The following is a 17,761-nucleotide window of genomic DNA, read 5'->3' on the forward strand; positions in this document are numbered from 1 at the left end:
TTATAATTAAGCTTTTAACAACGAAAAACAACGCCAGCAGTTCAGATCCCGGACTTCTTTAAGAAGTCTGGGATATCGGTTGTACAAGTTATTTAAGAGTGTTAGATTTATGAGCAAAATGCTCTAACAACAATCGGTGAACAAAAATATAACCGCCGCCCACTTTTTGTAACAAAATGCGCTCAGTTGCCCAGTCTAGAAAACGCGCATAGTTCCAAGGTATGTAACCGTTGCAATAAAGAATAACTCGTAAAGCAAAGTGTTTCACGCAAGCTTCACCTGCTGCAAACATTCCGAAAAATAACCCAATAATTAGTCCCCAAAAGAGAGGAATCCCCATCAATCCAGCAATGATTTCTAACCCCAGAATTCCTACAATTGCAAAGAATGTTGCATTTCTTGCTGACTGCCAAATTCCTTGATTCGGAACTGTACTGGTTGCGATTCCTGGCCCCATCAACCCACGCATCAATATAAAAATTAGCCACGCACCCAGACCACCCCTTAGCCCAGAAATTAAAGTATCAGTTAACCCTGATTGGAGATTAAACACTAATCCAGAAACTAGCCCACTACTTAGTCCCAAGATTACCCCAGCAATCAGCCCAACAACTAGCCCAGATTTTAGGTTATCTTTTGCTTTTGCACTTGACCATTTCAGGGTTTCAACTGGGTTGATTTGATTACTAATCACTCCAAAAATTAACCCTGCACCCAGAAAACCACATAGTCCACTAATGAGTCCAACAATTAGTCCAACTTGCAGCCCCGCCGCGTGCCCAGAAATTATGCCAGCCCCCAATGCTGCACTCAGTCCAATCAGCAAACCATTGGTAACAGCATACATTCTTCTTTGCCCGTTTGTTGGCAACCAACTAGGCTGAATCCGTTCAATTAAAAATACCGTTTGTGACTTTTCAACTAACCTTTGTGCCAGCCAACTGAGCCAGTGAATTGCTTGTTCTTTTGAATACTGAGTATTCCCACTTCTGCGCTCAAACATTCTTTGAATATATTTATCAAATAAATGTTGGCGGCGTTCTTCTAAATTTAGACCGGGTAAGTCAGTAATTGACATTCCTTGGTAAGCGAGGGTCATAATACTGAGTATTAGCGGGGATTTGGCTAATTCTTGCAGTGTCGTATCTGCTTGCAGTGCGGTGTTGAGTGCTGCTAGTTCTGTTCCCGTACTTTTTAGATATTGATAAATTTGTTCTAAAGTTAGGGGTTGGATAAAAACTGCGCCTTGAAATCGGAGGCGGTTTGATAACAATTCATAATCTTTGATGCGGCTACAAACAACAATTTCAGTTTGCCCGTATTCCTGGCTAAATTGATTAATTGCTTCAACACAATACTCCCGCCGTTCGGCACTGACTTCATCTAAGCCATCTAGTAACAGTAGTAGTTGTTGCTCCTTAATCCAATTCTTCCCAATTTCTTTAGAAACTTGATATTTAGTATTGAGTTCCCGAATCAGCCAGTCAGCAATTTTTTCTTTGGCATTTGTCCAGGCAGAAAGATTAAATACTACGGAAATTGGCTGATTGACATCTTTTTCGGCAAGATTAATCAGATCGCGGGCGAGTTCTAGAAGGGTTGTTGTTTTTCCTGCCCCCGGTTCGCCTAATATTAATAAAGTTCGCCCTTCTCCCATTTGATTGAAAAGGTCGATGACTCTAGTATTTTTAGATAAAGTTTGTCTGGGTTGGTCGGCAGTTTCCCAGACAATCCCCCAAGGTCTATCGATTGCATCCAAGCGTTTTTCTAAGCCGAGTTCTATTAGCGCTTTGCCATGTAAGGAAGTTTCAAGAACGCCTTTTATCCAGTAATTTTTGACCTTATTGATCAATATCTGGCGATGGCGATACTCCTGACGGCTGTGGGGAATTCTAGGTTCTGATTTCTCTTGTCTAACAGATGGAAGGGGTGAGGTTGGTATCTCTGCAAAGTTAATCGTATTTACATCAGATATGGAAAGCTTTTGGGCGTGCGGCAAGGCTTGGTCGTGAGGTTGCAAAGCTGATAGCATGGTTTTGGCATCTGGATAGCGATCGCTCGAATGGCATCGCACTGCCTTATCCAAAACCTCTACTAAATTCGGGCTAAATCCTAGGGCGTCTGCATCCCACATCATCTCGCCCGTCTGAGGATTGATATGGAAGTCTTGAGGACGTTTACCTGTCAGCAGATAAATCGCAGTCAATCCTAGACTATAAATATCGCTTGCGTAGACAGGTTTACCCGCTGCTTGTTCTGGGGGCATATAACCCAGCGTCCCGACAGCAATTGATTGACTGATATCGCTTTGGGCGTCTACCGTCCTGTCAATGATTTCCTTAGCGATGCCAAAATCGATTAAAACAGGCTTGTCATCCTGTTGTCGCAGAATAATATTGCTCGGTTTGATATCTCGGTGGATAACTCCTTTGGTGTGGATATAATCCAAAACTGGCAAGAGACTTGCTAGCATTTCCTTGACTAAATCTTCGCCCAGAAGTCCCTGCTGTTGCAATTTTTGACTCAGGGTGAAACCTTCAATCCATTCCTGAACTAAGTAAAACTGCCCTTTTTCTTCAAAATAAGCGTGCAACCGAGGAATTTGTTCGTTCCCTTCACCCAGTTGCTCTAAGATAGCTGCTTCTCGCTGAAATCGCTCTTGAACGAGTTGATAAACTTGGGGGTTATTGGATACAGGTTTCAGTTGCTTGATGACACAAATACGACGGGAAGGCATATAGGTGTCTTCTGCCAAAAAGGTTTCGCCAAACCCACCTGTTCCCAACGCCCGAATGATGCGATAGCGGTTATTTAAGAGCGTCGGTGTCATCTCAGTTTACGCTGTTACTGGTTGCTGGTGATTCTATACAAGCATCATAGCTGGGAGCGATCGCGCTCAGTTGAAGAGGAGATGAAGATGTGTAGGACGCAGTTTGAGGCGAAGCTGCGCTCTCACTTCTTACAACTACTGTTACTCTGAGGCAGATAGTAATCCTAAATAATTCGTGAAGGCAAGATCCCCGACTTCTTCAAGAAGTCGGGGATCTGAAGAGTTGGCATCTCACTACTCAAATGGGGTTGCTATATACAGTTACATTTTGGCGAAATATTCGCGGAGTAAGTCGTGAATGAAGCGATAGCGTCCACCGACTTGTTTAATCAACCTACGCTCATTTACATAGCTGAGAAAACGGGCATAATTCCAGGGAATCGCCCCGCTCTTCCACAAGATTAGGCGCAAAGCAAAGTGTTGAATCACAGGTAAACCAGCACAGAGGATGCCAAAAAATAGCGCGAAACCAAGCCCAGGAATTACTGTACTGATAGGCTCAACTGGCTTCTTTATAGCTACCAACGGGAATGCATAAAGTAGCATTCCCGCAGGCAACATAATCCAACTAATAATTATAGTATTTTTGGCTGAATTTTTAATTCCTTCATTTGGTTCATTTCGATATTTTATTTTCTCTTCAATTAGCCTAAAAAATATCCCAAGAATTAGCCCAATTAACCCAAAAAATAGCCCGAAAAACAGCGCGTCACTTTGCCCATAACCCAGTCCAAAACTCAACCCAGAAAGCCCACTAAGCCGCCCAAAAACTAGCCCATTTTGAGTTCTCTCCCAAGTAATTTTTAAGTCGTCTCTAAGTTTTATGCCATTTAAAAATAGCCCAATAATCAATCCAGCTATTCCATTTGCCAGCCCAGTAATAAGCCCAAAAAGCGGCTCAAAGGTTACTCCAAAAATCAGCCCAGTAACCAGCCCAAGAATCAACCCAATAATCAACCCATAAAGTAATTTTTCTTGAGTGGTGTCTAAAAGACTTGGCTGCATTTTTTCAATAAAAAACTCTGTCTGCTTCTGCTTCTTAAGAGTTTTAGCCAGCCAAATCAACCAGCGTTTACTATCCTTCGGTTCATATCCTTGACAGTCGTGAGGCAGTTCTAAGCGGCGTTTGATATAAGCATCAAACAAGTCTTTTCGGCATTTCTCCTGGTATGCTTCGAGTTCAGCCGGAGAGTTGAAGCGTTCAGCTTTGCTTTCTAGACCATTTGGATAAGCTACCGGAATGAGATGCAACAGCAGCGGCATCTTTGCTAACGCCAGCAAACCATCTGGATCGTTCTGGATACCATGCCAGAGATGTCCGCAATTTAACCGTTGCAAATAGCCTTTTATCTGCTTTTCTTCGAGTGGCTTTAGACAAACTGCTCCCCGCAGTGTCAAAATTTCCTCACCTGTTTTATACTCTTCGTCACGACAGCAGACGACAATTTGAGATAGGCGAGAAGTTGTTTGCAGAAACTCATTAATTCTTTCAATACATTGTCCCTGGCGGCTTTGTAATTCATCCAAACCATCCAACAGGGGCAACAATTTACCTGTTTCCAACCACTCACGAGTAATTGCCTCTGGGATATTATTGCGAAACTTGAGATCGGCAACCAGCCAGTCAGAAATAGGTTGCCGATCATCTTTCCAGCTAGAAAGTTCAAAGATTACCGGGATTGGCTTTTCTGGCTGCTGTTGGGCAGCTAAAATCAAGTCTTGCGCTAGTTCCAACAGCATCGTGGTTTTGCCAGATCCGGGCGCACCTAAAATTAGCAATCTGCCAGCAATATCATCTTGCTCAAAGACATCTATAATTTTTTTGCCCGGTTCAGATTCGGCGGTTACTCGTGTAAATTTCCGTAGCATCTCCCACCAATCAGGAGACGGTTTAGCATTCACCGTTACTTCTGGAAGTCGTCCCACCTCTTCCCGTCTGTCTTCCATCAGTAGCGGAATCAACTCATCATCATGCAGAGAGTCTTCCATCCGCACTCTTACATCAGTTAGCATAATTGCCAGCAATTCCTGCCGCCATCGCTGTGAATGTACGTCTGGCGTATCGCTGGATATCTTGTTGTTTTTACTTTGCCTGTTGACAAGCAAATAGACCATTGTTGGCAGTGCAACGGCGTACCCAATCCCCAAAGTCCAGCGAAGCTTCTGAATCCAGTCGGCGTTTTGCTTTGCCTGTTCTGTAGTGATTAGTCCCGTGCCGCTGAAAGCTAGAAATCCACAGACTGCCAATAGCCCAAAAATAAAGCACCTTCCAGGTAATGATTTTTGTTTGTCAAATGCACTTGGCAGAAGCGCCACAATCGTACTAAGCAATACACAAATTAACAAAAGCAGCAGATTAAGCAGGTTAAGTGTTGGCATATTTGCAGATACAGATACAGATATAGTGCGATCGCAACCTCAATCTGGGCATAATCGCACTATACTCACACAAATAAATTCGTCGCTATTCTATCCCTCTCCTCCTCTGTGCCTCTGCGATGCGATAATCTTTCATCCACCGATATCCCCGTGCTAACCTGTTGAGAATCATTACGCTGATACACTTGTACCTACCCGAACAGCCTAATTGACCAGCACCTATGGTCTATGTCAAGCGAGTGGAACTCAGTAACTTCAAATCCTTCGGCGGCACCACCTCAATTCCGTTGCTGCCGGGGTTTACCGTGGTTTCTGGCCCTAATGGTTCGGGGAAGTCGAATATTCTCGATGCGCTGCTGTTTTGCCTCGGACTCGCCAGTTCTAAGGGAATGCGGGCGGAACGCTTGCCAGATTTGGTGAATCACAACCAAACCCATCGCGGCACGGTAGAAACTAGCGTGACGGTGACGTTTGATTTGTCTGATGTACCGGATGCTTTCTCAGATGAGGAGGAGGAAACGCACAATGGGCAAGGAGAAAATCCTGACGATCCCACCCTGCCACCCCTTAAAAAGGGGGGGAGAAATGATAACTCAGACTGGAGTGTGACGCGGAAACTGCGAGTCACTCAGCAAGGCACGTACACCTCGAATTACTACATCAACGGCGCATCCTGCAACCTTACCGAACTCCACGAACAAATGAACCGCCTGCGGATTTATCCAGAAGGCTACAACGTGGTGTTGCAAGGGGATGTCACCGGGATTATTTCGATGAACCCGCGAGAACGGCGGGAAATTATTGATGAATTGGCTGGTGTGGCGACCTTTGACCGAAAAATTGTGCAGGCGAAGAACACGCTAGATTCGGTTAAAGAGCGGGAAGATAGCTGTCGGATTGTCGAGGCGGAACTGGTTGCCCAACGCGATCGCTTATCTCAAGATCGCATCAAAGCTGAAAAATACCAAAAACTTCGCGCCGAACTTCAGCAGAAAGAACAGTGGGAAGTTGTTCTAAAATGGCGCAGTCTTCAACAACAAGAGCAACGCCTCAAAGAGCAAATCGCCGCAGGCGATCGCACTTCCGTTGAGTTAACCACCCAACTAACTGCCCTGTATGCTCAAATCCAGCAAGCCACGGCAGAACTCGACCAACTGAATATCCAAGTGAAAGCGCTGGGGGAAGAAGAACTTCTGGCTTTGCAATCGGTTCTCGCGACTCAGGAAGCGGAACGGCGTGCGGCTCAACGCCAGCAGCGCGAGTTAGAAATAGCCCTTGGGACGACGACAGCGAATATAGAACACGAGGAGCGAAGTCTTCAACAACACCAGCAAACACTGCAACATCTGACTGAGGAGAAACACGATGTAGAGACGCGATCGCTCTTTTCTCTACGTGCCGCACGGGATGAAGCGCAGCAAGTGTTAGAGGAAAGACGGGAAGCCGCCAGTGCGATCGCTGCCGCCTCAGAAGCTTGGGTGCAGCAACAAACCCTGGTAAACCGCCAAATCGAAACTTTACTGCAAACGGTCGAACCGCAACGGACAGAGCAAGCGCAATTGAGAGAGCGTTATGCCAACTTGGGGCGGCAAATCGAGGAGCAAAGCCAGCTTTTACAAACAATCGAGCCAGAAATTACCACAAAACAGTCCCGTTTGGCTGATTTTGAAATCCAACTCAATGATTATGCCCAAGAAATCCAATCTTTAGCCCAATCTCTCGCAGCAGCCGAACACGAACTGCAAATCCAGCAAGAGACTCAGAAGCGACTGCTACAAGAGCAACGAGACAAACAGCGCCAACTGGATAAACTCGAAGCGCAAGCCCAAGCCGAGCAAGAAGCCCAAGGCACTTTCGCCACCAAAGTAATTCTCCAATCTGGATTACCCGGCGTTTGTGGTTTAGTTGCCCAGCTAGGGCGCGTGGAACCCCGCTATCAGCTGGCGCTAGAAACCGCTGCTGGTGCGCGTCTGGGAAATCTCGTAGTAGAAGATGACGGTGTGGCAGCGGCGGGAATCGAACTGCTGAAACAGAAACGGGCAGGGCGGATCACGTTCTTACCCTTGAATAAAATTCAGCCGCCGCGATTTTCCCAAACGGTGGCGCTGAGTTATGCCAATGGATTTATTGACTATGCGGTGAATTTGATTGACTGTGAGGCGCGATATCGGGATATCTTCGCCTACGTCTTCGGCAGTACCGTTGTCTTTGAAACGCTCAGTGATGCGCGTCGTCACTTGGGGCAGCACCGGATTGTCACCGTCGATGGGGAACTGTTGGAGAGCAGCGGGGCGATGACGGGTGGCAGTAGCAATCAACGTTCTGGGCTGCATTTTGGAACGGCTGACGCGGCAGAATCGGCAGAAGCAGCGGCGTTAAGAAATCGCTTGCAAGAGATTGAGCGAATTTTAGATCGCTGTGGTGAGATTATCCATTCTCTGACCGCAAAAACCAAGCATCTGAGTCAAGAATTGACGGAGGCGAAGGCGAAGCGGCGGGAACAAGAACTGCAATGCCAACAGTTGCAAAAGGAAATTAAGAACTTAATTGCCCAAGCGGAACAAGGGCGATCGCTTCTTTCTAAAAATACCCAAGAATTCCACACTGCTGAGTCTCGCTTAGCCTCTCTCGATGCCGAATTACCGGCGCAGGAAGCGCAACTGCAACAATTGCGGCAAGCTTTAGCAGAATTAGAACAATCTCAAACTTCAAGCGAATGGCAACAAATTCAGGCGACGATTAAAACTGGCGAACAACAACTACAAGAACGAGAAAAAGCGCTTCGGGCTGCTGAGCAAAGATTAAAAGATTTGGAAAATCAGCAACAGCGATCGCAAGAAAAAATCCAAGAATGTCAGCAGCGCTTGCAAGAATATCGCACGCAACAGATAGAGCAACAAAATCAGCTAACAGCACTCAACACTAAAGCCGAAGAACTTATCACTCAAATTGCCCAAACCCAAGCCGGATTAAAACAGCAAGAGGAGAAATTAGGGGAAATTAAACAACAACGCGATCGCGCCGAACAAGAATTGCGATCGCGTCATCTTTCCCAACAGCAGCTGGAATGGCAACTGCAAAAACTCCAAGAAACCCAACAACAGCATCGGGAAGCCTTAGCCACCGTGCAACCGCAGCTAGAAGCACAACAAGCAGAATTACCCGATCCGCTGCCAGAAGTGCCCATGCTTGTCAATCCGGGTTCTACTGAGACGGAAGCGATCGCCTTTGACTCCTTAATCGCTCAACTCGAACAATTGCAAAAAGAAATGCGAGCGATCGCCAAACGCCTGCAAGCAATGGAACCCGTCAATATGCTGGCGTTAGAAGAATACGAACGTACCACCACCCGATTAGAAGAACTCACTCAGAAATTAGCAACATTAGAAGCAGAACGCACCGAATTGTTATTGCGAATTGAAAATTTCACCACCCTCCGACGCCGCGCCTTCCAAGAAGCCTTCGATGCAGTCAATCAAAACTTTCAGTCAATATTTGCCGAACTTTCCGATGGCGATGGCTACTTACAACTCGACGATTCTGAAGATCCTTTCGTTGGAGGTTTAAACCTCGTTGCACACCCCAAAGGCAAACCCGTACAGCGGCTTGCTTCCATGTCCGGCGGCGAAAAATCCCTCACCGCCCTGAGTTTCATCTTTGCCCTGCAACGCTACCGTCCCTCGCCATTCTATGCTTTTGATGAAGTCGATATGTTTTTGGATGGGGCAAACGTAGAGCGATTAGCTAGAATGATTAAACAACAAGCGATGCAGGCGCAGTTTATTGTTGTGAGTCTCCGACGCCCTATGATTGAGTCATCTGAACGCACGATCGGCGTCACTCAGGCGCGAGGAGCTTACACCCAAGTTTTGGGACTAAAATTGCAGTCTCAAAAAGAGTCTGTATGATTTGAATTAGTATTAGTAACTAATAGGATTCGAGATCGGGATTCGGCCTCCAATGACATCTGAACAAATCCGTCAACGCTCCGACATTTTAAATACCCAAGTCATCACCCGCGACACTGGTAAGCGCGTGGGTGTTGTCAAGGAGCTATTGGTAGACATCGATCAGCGCAAGGTTGTGGCGCTCGGTTTGCGAGACAATCTGCTCTCGATTGCGGGAATGCCCCGGTATATGCTCCTTGATAGCATCCGTCAGATGGGCGATGTGATCTTGGTTGAAGATGACGACGTTATTGAAGATATCGACGTTGATGCCTACAGCACCCTGATCAACAGCGAAGTGATTACGGAAACGGGCGAACTTCTAGGGAGAGTCCGGAGTTTCAAGTTCGATCCTGACAGTGGCAAAGTTTACTCCTTGATCGTTGCATCTTTGGGGTTGCCGCAAATTCCCGACCAGGTGATTAGCACCTATGAGCTGCCGATAGAGGAAATTGTCAGCAGTGGCCCGAATCGATTAATTGTATTTGAAGGCTCCGAAGAGCGTCTCGTTCAGCTAACGGTGGGCGTTTTAGAGCGTCTGGGCATTGGCAGAGCGCCTTGGGAACGAGAAGACGAGGAAGCTTACTTCCAGCCGACGGTTGCATCGGACAAGCAGCTGGGAACTGGCATCCCCATTCGCACCCCGACTGTCACGCCACTCCGCACTTCCACCCCGGTTGTTGAAAACCGCTGGGATGAGGACGAGTGGGACGAACCAGAACCAGAGCCAGTTCGGAAGCGCCAAGCCGAATCCATTTATTACGAAGAAGACGACGAAGAGGATAACTGGAGCGAGGCGACAACCGAAACGCGGGGCGTTCGCTATGAAGATCGACCCTACGTGGAATCTGAGCCATACGACGACGAAGAGGACTACGAAGAAGACGCATATGAGGAGAAAGATGTTTGGGAAGATGCTGAGGAGCCAGAACCTTACAAAGCGCCCCGCCTAAACATTCCTGAAAAAACCAAAGCGCCGGAGTACGAAGACGGCACCTATTAAGGTGAACCCCACCCCAGTCCCTCCTCGTTCACGGGGAGGGGTTCAATATTCGCCCCTCTCTGTGAACGGAGAGGGGTTGGGGGTGAGGTTCCGAGTCTATCCACAAAGAGTGAGAATCTAAGTCCCAGCCGATGCTTCTAACTTGCTTTAGAAGCATCGGCTGGGATTTTCATTTGGGAAAATTCCACATCGCGTTGCAATGTCTCCTAGCATCTTTACTTTCTTCGCCGCCAGACAAACCAAGCGATTCCCAGTCCGAGAAGGACAAATAAAGCGATCGCACTAGGGAATGCCAAGCGATTCGCGCTAGCGGAAGCCAAGGTATCCCCAGGAACTGGCTCCTGAGTAGACGGCTGGCTAGATTGACTGACTTTTGGCACCGCCGTCCCTGCTGCCACGGTAACGGGAAATTTCAGCTCAAACGCCTGAAAATTTGCTCCCGATGTGGGTGTTCCCCTGAGTTGCAGCTGATAAGTCCCCGGCTTGGGGAAAACAATCTCGGCACCCGGAATGCCTTGATACCCTTCTGCGGAAATGGCTTTCAGTGGGGGTGACAAGACGGGGACGGCGTTTGGGGGGCGGGGTTCAGAGTAGACAGTTAACTGACAATTACACTGCTGCAAGGGGATGACGTGACCCCCTTTGCGCGTGAGTGCAAACCAGGTAAGAGAAGGTTCTCCAGCTTTGGGGTTGTCATTGGGTTCGATGTGCAGGGTGCCACCGACATCTTCTGCAATCTGCACCTTATGGGCAGCAGCGGGTGTAACCAGTAGTGTCAGGAAGAACACCGTTTCACCCATTGTCTGCAACAAATACCTGCGATTCCCCCAACCCTTTTGATTAAGATACGGTTGGTCAATTTGTAAAGAGCTTTTACCGAGACTGGGAAGGAGGGACATATAATTTTTCAAGTGAAAAAAGTGACCAAATCCAGCGAACTCGCACCAGCAATACAGCCAACGCCACCATTCCCAGTAAGACTACCCGCAGCTGATTCGCCCAAGCCCCCCCTAAAGTACCGAGATAATGGGAACCGATTAGCACCGCATGAATTACACACAGGAGAAACGCTGGAATGCTCAGCAGATGAATCTGTCGCCAGCGTTTGCCTAAAGATTTCTGTATCCGGTCAAAACTGGTTAGTGCCGCTGGAGTCATCAACGCCAAAGCGATCGCTCCCGCGCCCACTCCCCATTGATGCACCGGCAGCATAAAAAACACCGCGTTGAAATTCCAGTTCAGCGTATGCTCTACCATGTGAAAAATGTGGGCAAGGGACAGCACATAAGCTCCCACTCCCAAGGCGCGGCGGTAATGTAACAATTGTGCCCAGAAGCGGCTAACCGGACGGGCAATCAGCGCCAGCATCAAACACAGTAACGCCGCGTGTCCTGTGTAATCTACCATTGTGTCGCCGGTTCGCATCAGGGTGAGGATACCAATCGTCAGCGTCACCCAACCGCCCAACCGAAACAACTGGCTGCGTTTGTCAGCACTTAATTTAGATGCCGACACTCCGACGCCCAGCATCATTGGGAGCGTTCCTAGCCCAAAAGCCAGCATGGTTGCGGCTCCCATCCAGAGACTGCCCGTTTCCGCTGCCTTGAGTTGAGCCGCATACAAGAATCCGCAGGGAATTAAGCCCCAAACCAGCCCCAATAAAGCCGGTGTTAAGGAGGGACGATTTTGGCGATCGCTTGTAGATACCCCTCCGGGCGGCGGCTGGCTCGATTTCAGTGACAGCTTGACCATTGCGGCGTTCAGACGATTGTGCCAGATGCCTTGCTTGAGGGGATGTAAAATCGGGAGCCGAGGCAGGAAATCTGGTTTAATCTGTGCCAAGCCAAACCAGATCAGCATCAGTCCGGTCAAAATAGCGATCGCGCGGCGCAAGTCACTTCCGATTCCAGCGAATTGCCCTCCGGCAATTAATAGAGAACCCAGTGCCCCAAGTCCAATACCCGTGAGGGTATAACTAACAATCCGCCCCAAATTTAATAGCCCGTGAAAATACAGTTGCTGCTGCCAGCGGGGAGCGGTATTTTGCTGATGGGACAGGGAAAACGCTACGGTGAGAGGGCCACACATTCCCACGCAGTGACCAAAACTCCCCAAAAATCCCAGAGCCATGACTAGCAACAAATCCAACATTATGTTTGTTTCTTAGGAACCTCTCCAGCGGCTTGTTCGGTCGAAAGCTGGAATAGACCCAACTCCCTCAGTCGTTATTCTAGGTCTGGACGGGGGGCGGCGATAAACAAACGGTAATTTTAGGTAGAAAAATGAGGAAATGGATAGTCTCGGTGTTAGCACTGGTCGCGATCGCAGTCGCCGTCAGCAGCCATGAATTCTTCCAGCCGCGATCGCAACCAGTCATTGAAAGCCGGGTAGAAAGCACTCCAGCACCTCCAGTCCAGCATTTCGACATAGCAGTGGCGTCTGAGAAACCCGTCAATGCCCCGAATGTAGACCCAAAGCGGCTGATGGCGCACGTCAACGCATTAAACTTTCAGCGCTACACCCAGACAGAACGCGATCGCACTCGCAAATACCTGACGCAATCGCTCAAAAAGTTGGGCTGGTCGCCCGAATTACAAACTTTCGAGGGCGGCGTCAACGTTGTTGCGACTCGCAAAGGCACCGATAAGAAAGCGGGAACCGTTCTCATCGCCGCCCATTACGATACCGTTCCCGGTTCTCCTGGTGCCGATGACAATGCTAGCGGTGTTGCCGTAATTCTGGAAATGGCTCATCTTTTCGGTTCCCGCCCCACTCCCCAGACATTACAATTAGCATTCTTTGACCAAGAAGAATTGGGACTCCGGGGCAGTCTTGCCTTTGCCGCAAAGCAGACAAATTTAGATAACCTGCGCGGCGTCATCGTCATGGATATGGTGGGCTATGCTTGCTACACCCCAGGCTGCCAGAAATTTCCCCCTGGTTTGCCCATCACTCCACCCAGCGATAAAGGCGACTTTCTAGCGGTCGTTGGGGACACCGAACACTTGCCACTGCTAGACGCTTTTAAAAAGTCCGCTCAACCCGGTTTACCCCTGGTTCTCACCGTACCCGTGCCTTTAAAAGGTCTCATGACCCCCGATGTGTTGCGTAGCGATCATGCGCCGTTCTGGTATCGGGGAGTGGGTGCAGTGCTGTTGACCGATACAGCGAATCTGCGGACTCCCCACTATCATCAGCCCAGCGATACGCCGACCAATTTAGATCGACCCTTCTTCCAAGGAGCCGCCCAGCTCGTTGCGAACGCGATCGCTCGGCTTTTGGAAAGCGATCGCCTGGAATCGGAGCCATCCACCTCCTCACCATCTGCTGGCAGCAATTTCGGGCAATAACGGCTGGCATTGCCCAAAAATAGTTGACGTTTTTTATATCCTATGCTAAAGAGCAATGCTTTAATCAGCTTCTCGGTGATACTCTAGGGAAACACCTAACTTTTCCCTAGTTTTTCACTTTTTCAGTGAAGCTCCTATGAGAATTCTGCTAGTGGAAGATGAGCAATACCTTGCTAAAACCCTGAACCAAGCGCTCGTTGACCAAAATTATGTAGTTGATTTTTCCCCTGATGGTCAAGCCGGATGGGAGCAATCGCAAACCTTTCCCTACGACTTGATTATCTTGAATTTGTGCTTGCCGAACTTGAACGGTATCGACTTTTGCCGACAATTGCGGTGCATGGGCGATCGCACCCCTGTCCTCATCGTGGCGACTCAGGATAGCGCTGCTCAGAAGGTAATGGTATTAGATGCAGGCGCAGATGATTATGTTGTTTACCCCTATGACCAGCAAGAGTTACTCGCTCGCATCCGTGCTTTACTGCGTCGGGGTAGTTTGACGGTACCACCCATCCTTAACTGGGAAGGCTTGTGCTGTAACACGATTACCTGTGAAGTCACCTATGGCGGTCATCCTCTGGAATTGACGGCAAAAGAGTATCGCTTAATCGAGCTGTTCGTGCGAAATGGTCGCCGGGTGTGGAGTCGGAGTGCGATTCTCGACCGCCTTTGGCCCACTGAAGAAATCCCGCAAGAAGAAACAATCAAGACCCACATCAAGCGTTTACGGCAGAAATTGCAAGCGATTGGTGCCCCGAGTGATTTGATTGAAACTGTTTATGGTTTGGGCTATCGCTTGAAACAAGAGTCTCAGGTTTAAGTAGCGTTCAGTGAAACGAGGGCGATCGCTTCATCGGAAGGGAAGTCCCCCAAACTATCGATTGAATCTTACCCTGACCTCAGATTTTCACTTTTTGGCACTAACGTCATAGTTGGCACTAATGTCATAGATCGTAGATAAGTTAAAAAAATCGAAGTTCGTTACAGCCATACAGCCATAAATCTTCTAGCTGTAATGCAACTTTTACTCTGCTAGTGTCGTTTTTGTTTACACCTAAAACAAATGAATTTCACACATAGTAGCGATACAGATAACTCTCTTAATCAATCAGAAGCCAGTGAAAGACAACAACAAGCGAGGATAAGGAGCCAAAAAAACTTGATTACATGTCAAAATAACCATGAAAAGCGACAAAAAGCACTAACTGAGCAACAAAAGCTCCTAATCACTCAGCGAAATAGCCTAAGAAAACTAAGAAAAGAGCGAGAAAAACTGATAAGGCTATTGGCTTCTGCCAAAACGGTAATGGACTCAGAGGGTTCGGCTTTGCAGTCGGTGTTGAAGTGGGGAGACTTACACTTCAATCCAGCTACCCATGAAGCTACCTATGCCGGTCAACCTCTGAATTTAACTGCAAAAGAGTGTTGCTTACTAGAACTGTTCTTGAAAAAGGGTAGCTGCATATTAAAGCGAGATGAGATTCTCCAACGCCTTTGGCAGCCTGAAGAAATGCCTCATGAAGAGACCATCAAGGCTCACATTAAGCATTTACGGCGGAAACTGCAAGCAGTGGGCGCACCCGCTGATTTAATTGAAACCGTTTATGGCGTAGGTTATCGTCTCCAAAACAGCCCGCCCCGACCTTAAGCATGGTTACGCTGACAAAATCTAACTTTCCTTCTTCCCGACTTCTTCACTTTTAGGCGTTAACTTTTAGATAAAGCGTTTGAATAGAAAAGAAAAATGCCTTCTTGCCCTTGCTGTTCCCAGCCCTTAGTCCGCCATGCTGCTTTGGGGAAAGTTTACTGGTTTTGTAGCTATTGTTACCAGGAAATGCCAAATTTAATCACTCTTGTCAAAGCTAAACCAGGGTTTCACATAGACCGTTAGATGGGAAGAAGCTTAAACAACCAACATTGAGCGAACGATCTCAAAAAATCATCTGCGATACTGCTTCTTCATTTATCTAATTGGTTAATATTAAGATATTTTTCACAGCAGTTTATTCAGGGCAACAGATTCTGTTGAACAATACAAAATGAGTCAAAAAGAAGAAATTTATTTACTTGATGAAGCAACTCTGAATGCTCTTACAGTCTATTGGCAGAAAAATTGTATAAAAGAAGAAGACATCGATAAATACGGGTTCTTGGTATCCATGAGAGATGCTTACAAACTTGCTTCAAGATTTACTGAAGGAACCCCCTATCGAGATAGATGGTTTTGGATGCTGCATGAATTTATGCAAGATGAGTATAACAAAATGACTGTTGCTCAGTTTAATCTTGATGGGATAAGCACCCAGTTAAGGCAGGATTTTACCCGACAGCCTTTTCGCATTACCCCTATCCTGTAAAGAAAAGACATTACAAATTACCGATTCCCTGCTTTATAAATTAGCAACCGAATTGGTATGAGTTTTCGGCAAAGCCAGATTCATTCATCATCAGCCTTACAGAAGTAGGATAGTTATGACTCAGATACTTGATTCTCTTCCTCCAAATTCGTCTGATAGAATTCTCTGCTGTTATATCAATTCCACCAGCCAAATTCAGATCGCTCGGATTGCGAATATCCCAAATTGGTACTTTGAGCGGATTGTTTTTCCAAAAGAACGTTTTTTCTTTGAAGCGTTACCGGATGCTCAGCTAGAAATTCATACGGGTATGATATTCGATGCAAGTCTAGCGGATACAATCCCTTGCAATCAGCTATATATTCAAGAATTGACAGCTGAACTCGTTTAATTGCTACAGTTCTAAATGCTACAGTTCTAATTGCTACAATAACTCAAGGCAAAGTTGGCGGAAATGGTCGCCGCGTTGCTCAAAATTTTGGTATTGATCGAAACTGGCACAGGCTGGAGAAAGTAAGACAACTTTAGCGCCATGAGCTTGAGCTAATTCAGCCGCTCTAGAGACAGCCTTCTCCATCGTTTGTACAATTTCGTAACTGGAATAGCCAACGTCTTGTAGTCGCTGGGAAAAAACAGTGGCGGCGTCACCGATGAGTAATACGGCGGTGGCTTTGGTTTGAATCGTCTCTAGCCAACTGGTGTCATCACCCGCTTTGGCTTCACCACCAGCAATTAAAATCGCGGGACTGTTAACGGAAGCTAATCCAACTTGGGCGGCGTCGTAGTTGGTGGCTTTGCTGTCGTTGATAAAGTCAATCCCCGCCAGCGTGCAGATGTGTTCCAGGCGATGGGGAACGCCGGGGAAGTTTGTGATCGCTTCTTGGATCGCCTCTTTCTCAATTCCTGCCAGTCTCGCCGTCGCTACCGCCATCAGGAGATTTTGCAGATTGTGTTCTCCCACCATCCGCAACGCCGATGCTTGCACGATTTTTTCACCTTGTTTTTCAGCTTGTGGAGATTCCATTTGCGTCTCTACAACCCACCCGTCTTCGATGTAGAAACCTTTCTCCCCAATCAAATCGGCTTTATTCACACTTGTCCAGTAAGCATTGGGAAAGCGATCGCGTGCAGTTTTCCGCAGTTCGGGATCGTCTCCGTTCAATACTTGCTGCTGAGACTGACTCAGTAGATGTGCCTTAATGTTGTAGTAGTTTTCTAGGGTTTTATGACGGCTGAGGTGATCCGGCGTAAAGGTTGTCCAAACCCCGATTTTCGGAGCAACTGTAGCAGAGGACTCGATTTGATAGCTGCTGAGTTCTGCAATTACCCAATCTGGAGGCTTTTCCGCCAGCGCTAATTCCCCAGCAGCATAGCCGATATTGCCGCAGGCGGGAGCATGGAAACCAGCCGCTTGAAAAATCGCAGCAACTAAAGCTGTCGTGGTAGTTTTGCCGTTAGTGCCAGTAATGCCTACCCAAGGACAAGATTGGAGATATCGCCACGCGAGTTCTATTTCTCCAATTGTCTCGATACCTAGCTTCCTCGCTTCTATTAATATCGGTGCATCCCAAGGAACGCCGGGACTGACGACAATCATCTGGGGCAAATCGGAACCGTTAAGTTCCAAGGAATAGCCCAACTTCACGTCAATGCCCTCGTTGGCAAGCTGTTGTTGCTCTTGGCGAAGATTTTCGGACGAATTGCGATCGCTAATCGTCACCGCCCAACCTTCCCGTTTTAACAACCGTGCAGCGGCAATTCCCGATTTTCCTAGACCGATAATATGAGCGATGGGCATAAACTCAATGGCAGTGCAAAGTCCCTGGTTTAGCAATCCTGTATCATACCGCGATAACGGTATTTAAAAACTCATATCCCACCAATCGCCTCCTTCC

The 17,761-nt window shown here is 47.5% G+C and carries 12 protein-coding genes; 7 read left to right on the forward strand and 5 right to left on the reverse strand.

Annotated features, from left to right (window positions below; translation table 11 throughout):
* Positions 1–88: 88 nt before the first annotated feature.
* A complete protein-coding gene (locus NC997_RS01000) occupies positions 89–2,830 on the reverse strand; it encodes a protein kinase (protein ID WP_190528674.1) in 2,742 nt (913 codons plus the stop codon).
* Between the two features lie 261 nt (positions 2,831–3,091).
* Positions 3,092–5,209, reverse strand: a complete 2,118-nt coding sequence (locus NC997_RS01005; RefSeq protein ID WP_190528675.1) for an NACHT domain-containing protein — start codon at positions 5,207–5,209, stop codon at positions 3,092–3,094.
* A gap of 221 nt (positions 5,210–5,430) precedes the next feature.
* On the opposite strand from NC997_RS01005, the gene smc reads away from it, so the two are divergent.
* Positions 5,431–9,117 (forward strand): chromosome segregation protein SMC, encoded by a 3,687-nt coding sequence (smc, locus tag NC997_RS01010; RefSeq protein ID WP_190528676.1) that lies wholly within the window; start codon positions 5,431–5,433, stop codon positions 9,115–9,117.
* A 52-nt stretch (positions 9,118–9,169) separates the two neighbouring features.
* The gene (locus tag NC997_RS01015) at positions 9,170–10,159 is read left to right on the forward strand and encodes a PRC-barrel domain-containing protein (RefSeq protein WP_190528679.1); all 990 of its coding nucleotides are present in this window, start codon (positions 9,170–9,172) and stop codon (positions 10,157–10,159) included.
* Between the two features lie 215 nt (positions 10,160–10,374).
* Here the strand turns inward: NC997_RS01015 and NC997_RS01020 are convergent, their stop codons facing one another.
* On the reverse strand, positions 10,375–11,058 hold the full coding sequence (locus NC997_RS01020) for a hypothetical protein (RefSeq protein ID WP_199306242.1): 684 nt from the start codon (positions 11,056–11,058) through the stop codon (positions 10,375–10,377).
* Positions 11,033–12,310 carry a sulfite exporter TauE/SafE family protein gene (locus NC997_RS01025; protein WP_190528681.1) on the reverse strand — a complete coding sequence of 426 codons (1,278 nt, stop codon included), beginning with the start codon at positions 12,308–12,310 and terminating at the stop codon, positions 11,033–11,035. The genes NC997_RS01020 and NC997_RS01025 overlap by 26 nt, the downstream gene beginning before the upstream one ends.
* A gap of 131 nt (positions 12,311–12,441) precedes the next feature.
* Between NC997_RS01025 and NC997_RS01030 the strand changes: the two genes are divergently transcribed.
* The 5 genes from NC997_RS01030 to NC997_RS01050 all read left to right on the forward strand — a co-directional run bounded on the left by NC997_RS01030 (position 12,442) and on the right by NC997_RS01050 (position 16,257).
* Positions 12,442–13,509, forward strand: coding sequence for a M20/M25/M40 family metallo-hydrolase (locus tag NC997_RS01030; protein ID WP_190528683.1), 1,068 nt, complete (start codon positions 12,442–12,444; stop codon positions 13,507–13,509).
* A 136-nt stretch (positions 13,510–13,645) separates the two neighbouring features.
* The gene (locus tag NC997_RS01035) at positions 13,646–14,329 is read left to right on the forward strand and encodes a response regulator transcription factor (RefSeq protein ID WP_190528685.1); all 684 of its coding nucleotides are present in this window, start codon (positions 13,646–13,648) and stop codon (positions 14,327–14,329) included.
* A gap of 465 nt (positions 14,330–14,794) precedes the next feature.
* Complete coding sequence (locus NC997_RS01040; protein WP_199302601.1) at positions 14,795–15,157, forward strand: winged helix-turn-helix domain-containing protein; 363 nt, start codon at positions 14,795–14,797, stop codon at positions 15,155–15,157.
* A 391-nt stretch (positions 15,158–15,548) separates the two neighbouring features.
* Positions 15,549–15,866, forward strand: coding sequence for a hypothetical protein (locus tag NC997_RS01045; RefSeq protein WP_190412306.1), 318 nt, complete (start codon positions 15,549–15,551; stop codon positions 15,864–15,866).
* A 115-nt stretch (positions 15,867–15,981) separates the two neighbouring features.
* Positions 15,982–16,257: a DUF1830 domain-containing protein gene (locus tag NC997_RS01050; protein WP_190412307.1), complete on the forward strand. Its 276-nt coding sequence runs from the start codon at positions 15,982–15,984 to the stop codon at positions 16,255–16,257.
* A gap of 33 nt (positions 16,258–16,290) precedes the next feature.
* On the opposite strand, the gene murD is transcribed toward NC997_RS01050, so the two are convergent.
* Positions 16,291–17,664 carry a UDP-N-acetylmuramoyl-L-alanine--D-glutamate ligase gene (gene murD / locus NC997_RS01055; RefSeq protein ID WP_190412308.1) on the reverse strand — a complete coding sequence of 458 codons (1,374 nt, stop codon included), beginning with the start codon at positions 17,662–17,664 and terminating at the stop codon, positions 16,291–16,293.
* Positions 17,665–17,761: the final 97 nt, after the last annotated feature.

Origin of the sequence: Trichocoleus sp. DQ-A2, assembly GCF_039961915.1 — a bacterium.
In the GTDB taxonomy this organism is placed as follows: domain Bacteria; phylum Cyanobacteriota; class Cyanobacteriia; order Cyanobacteriales; family FACHB-T130; genus FACHB-T130.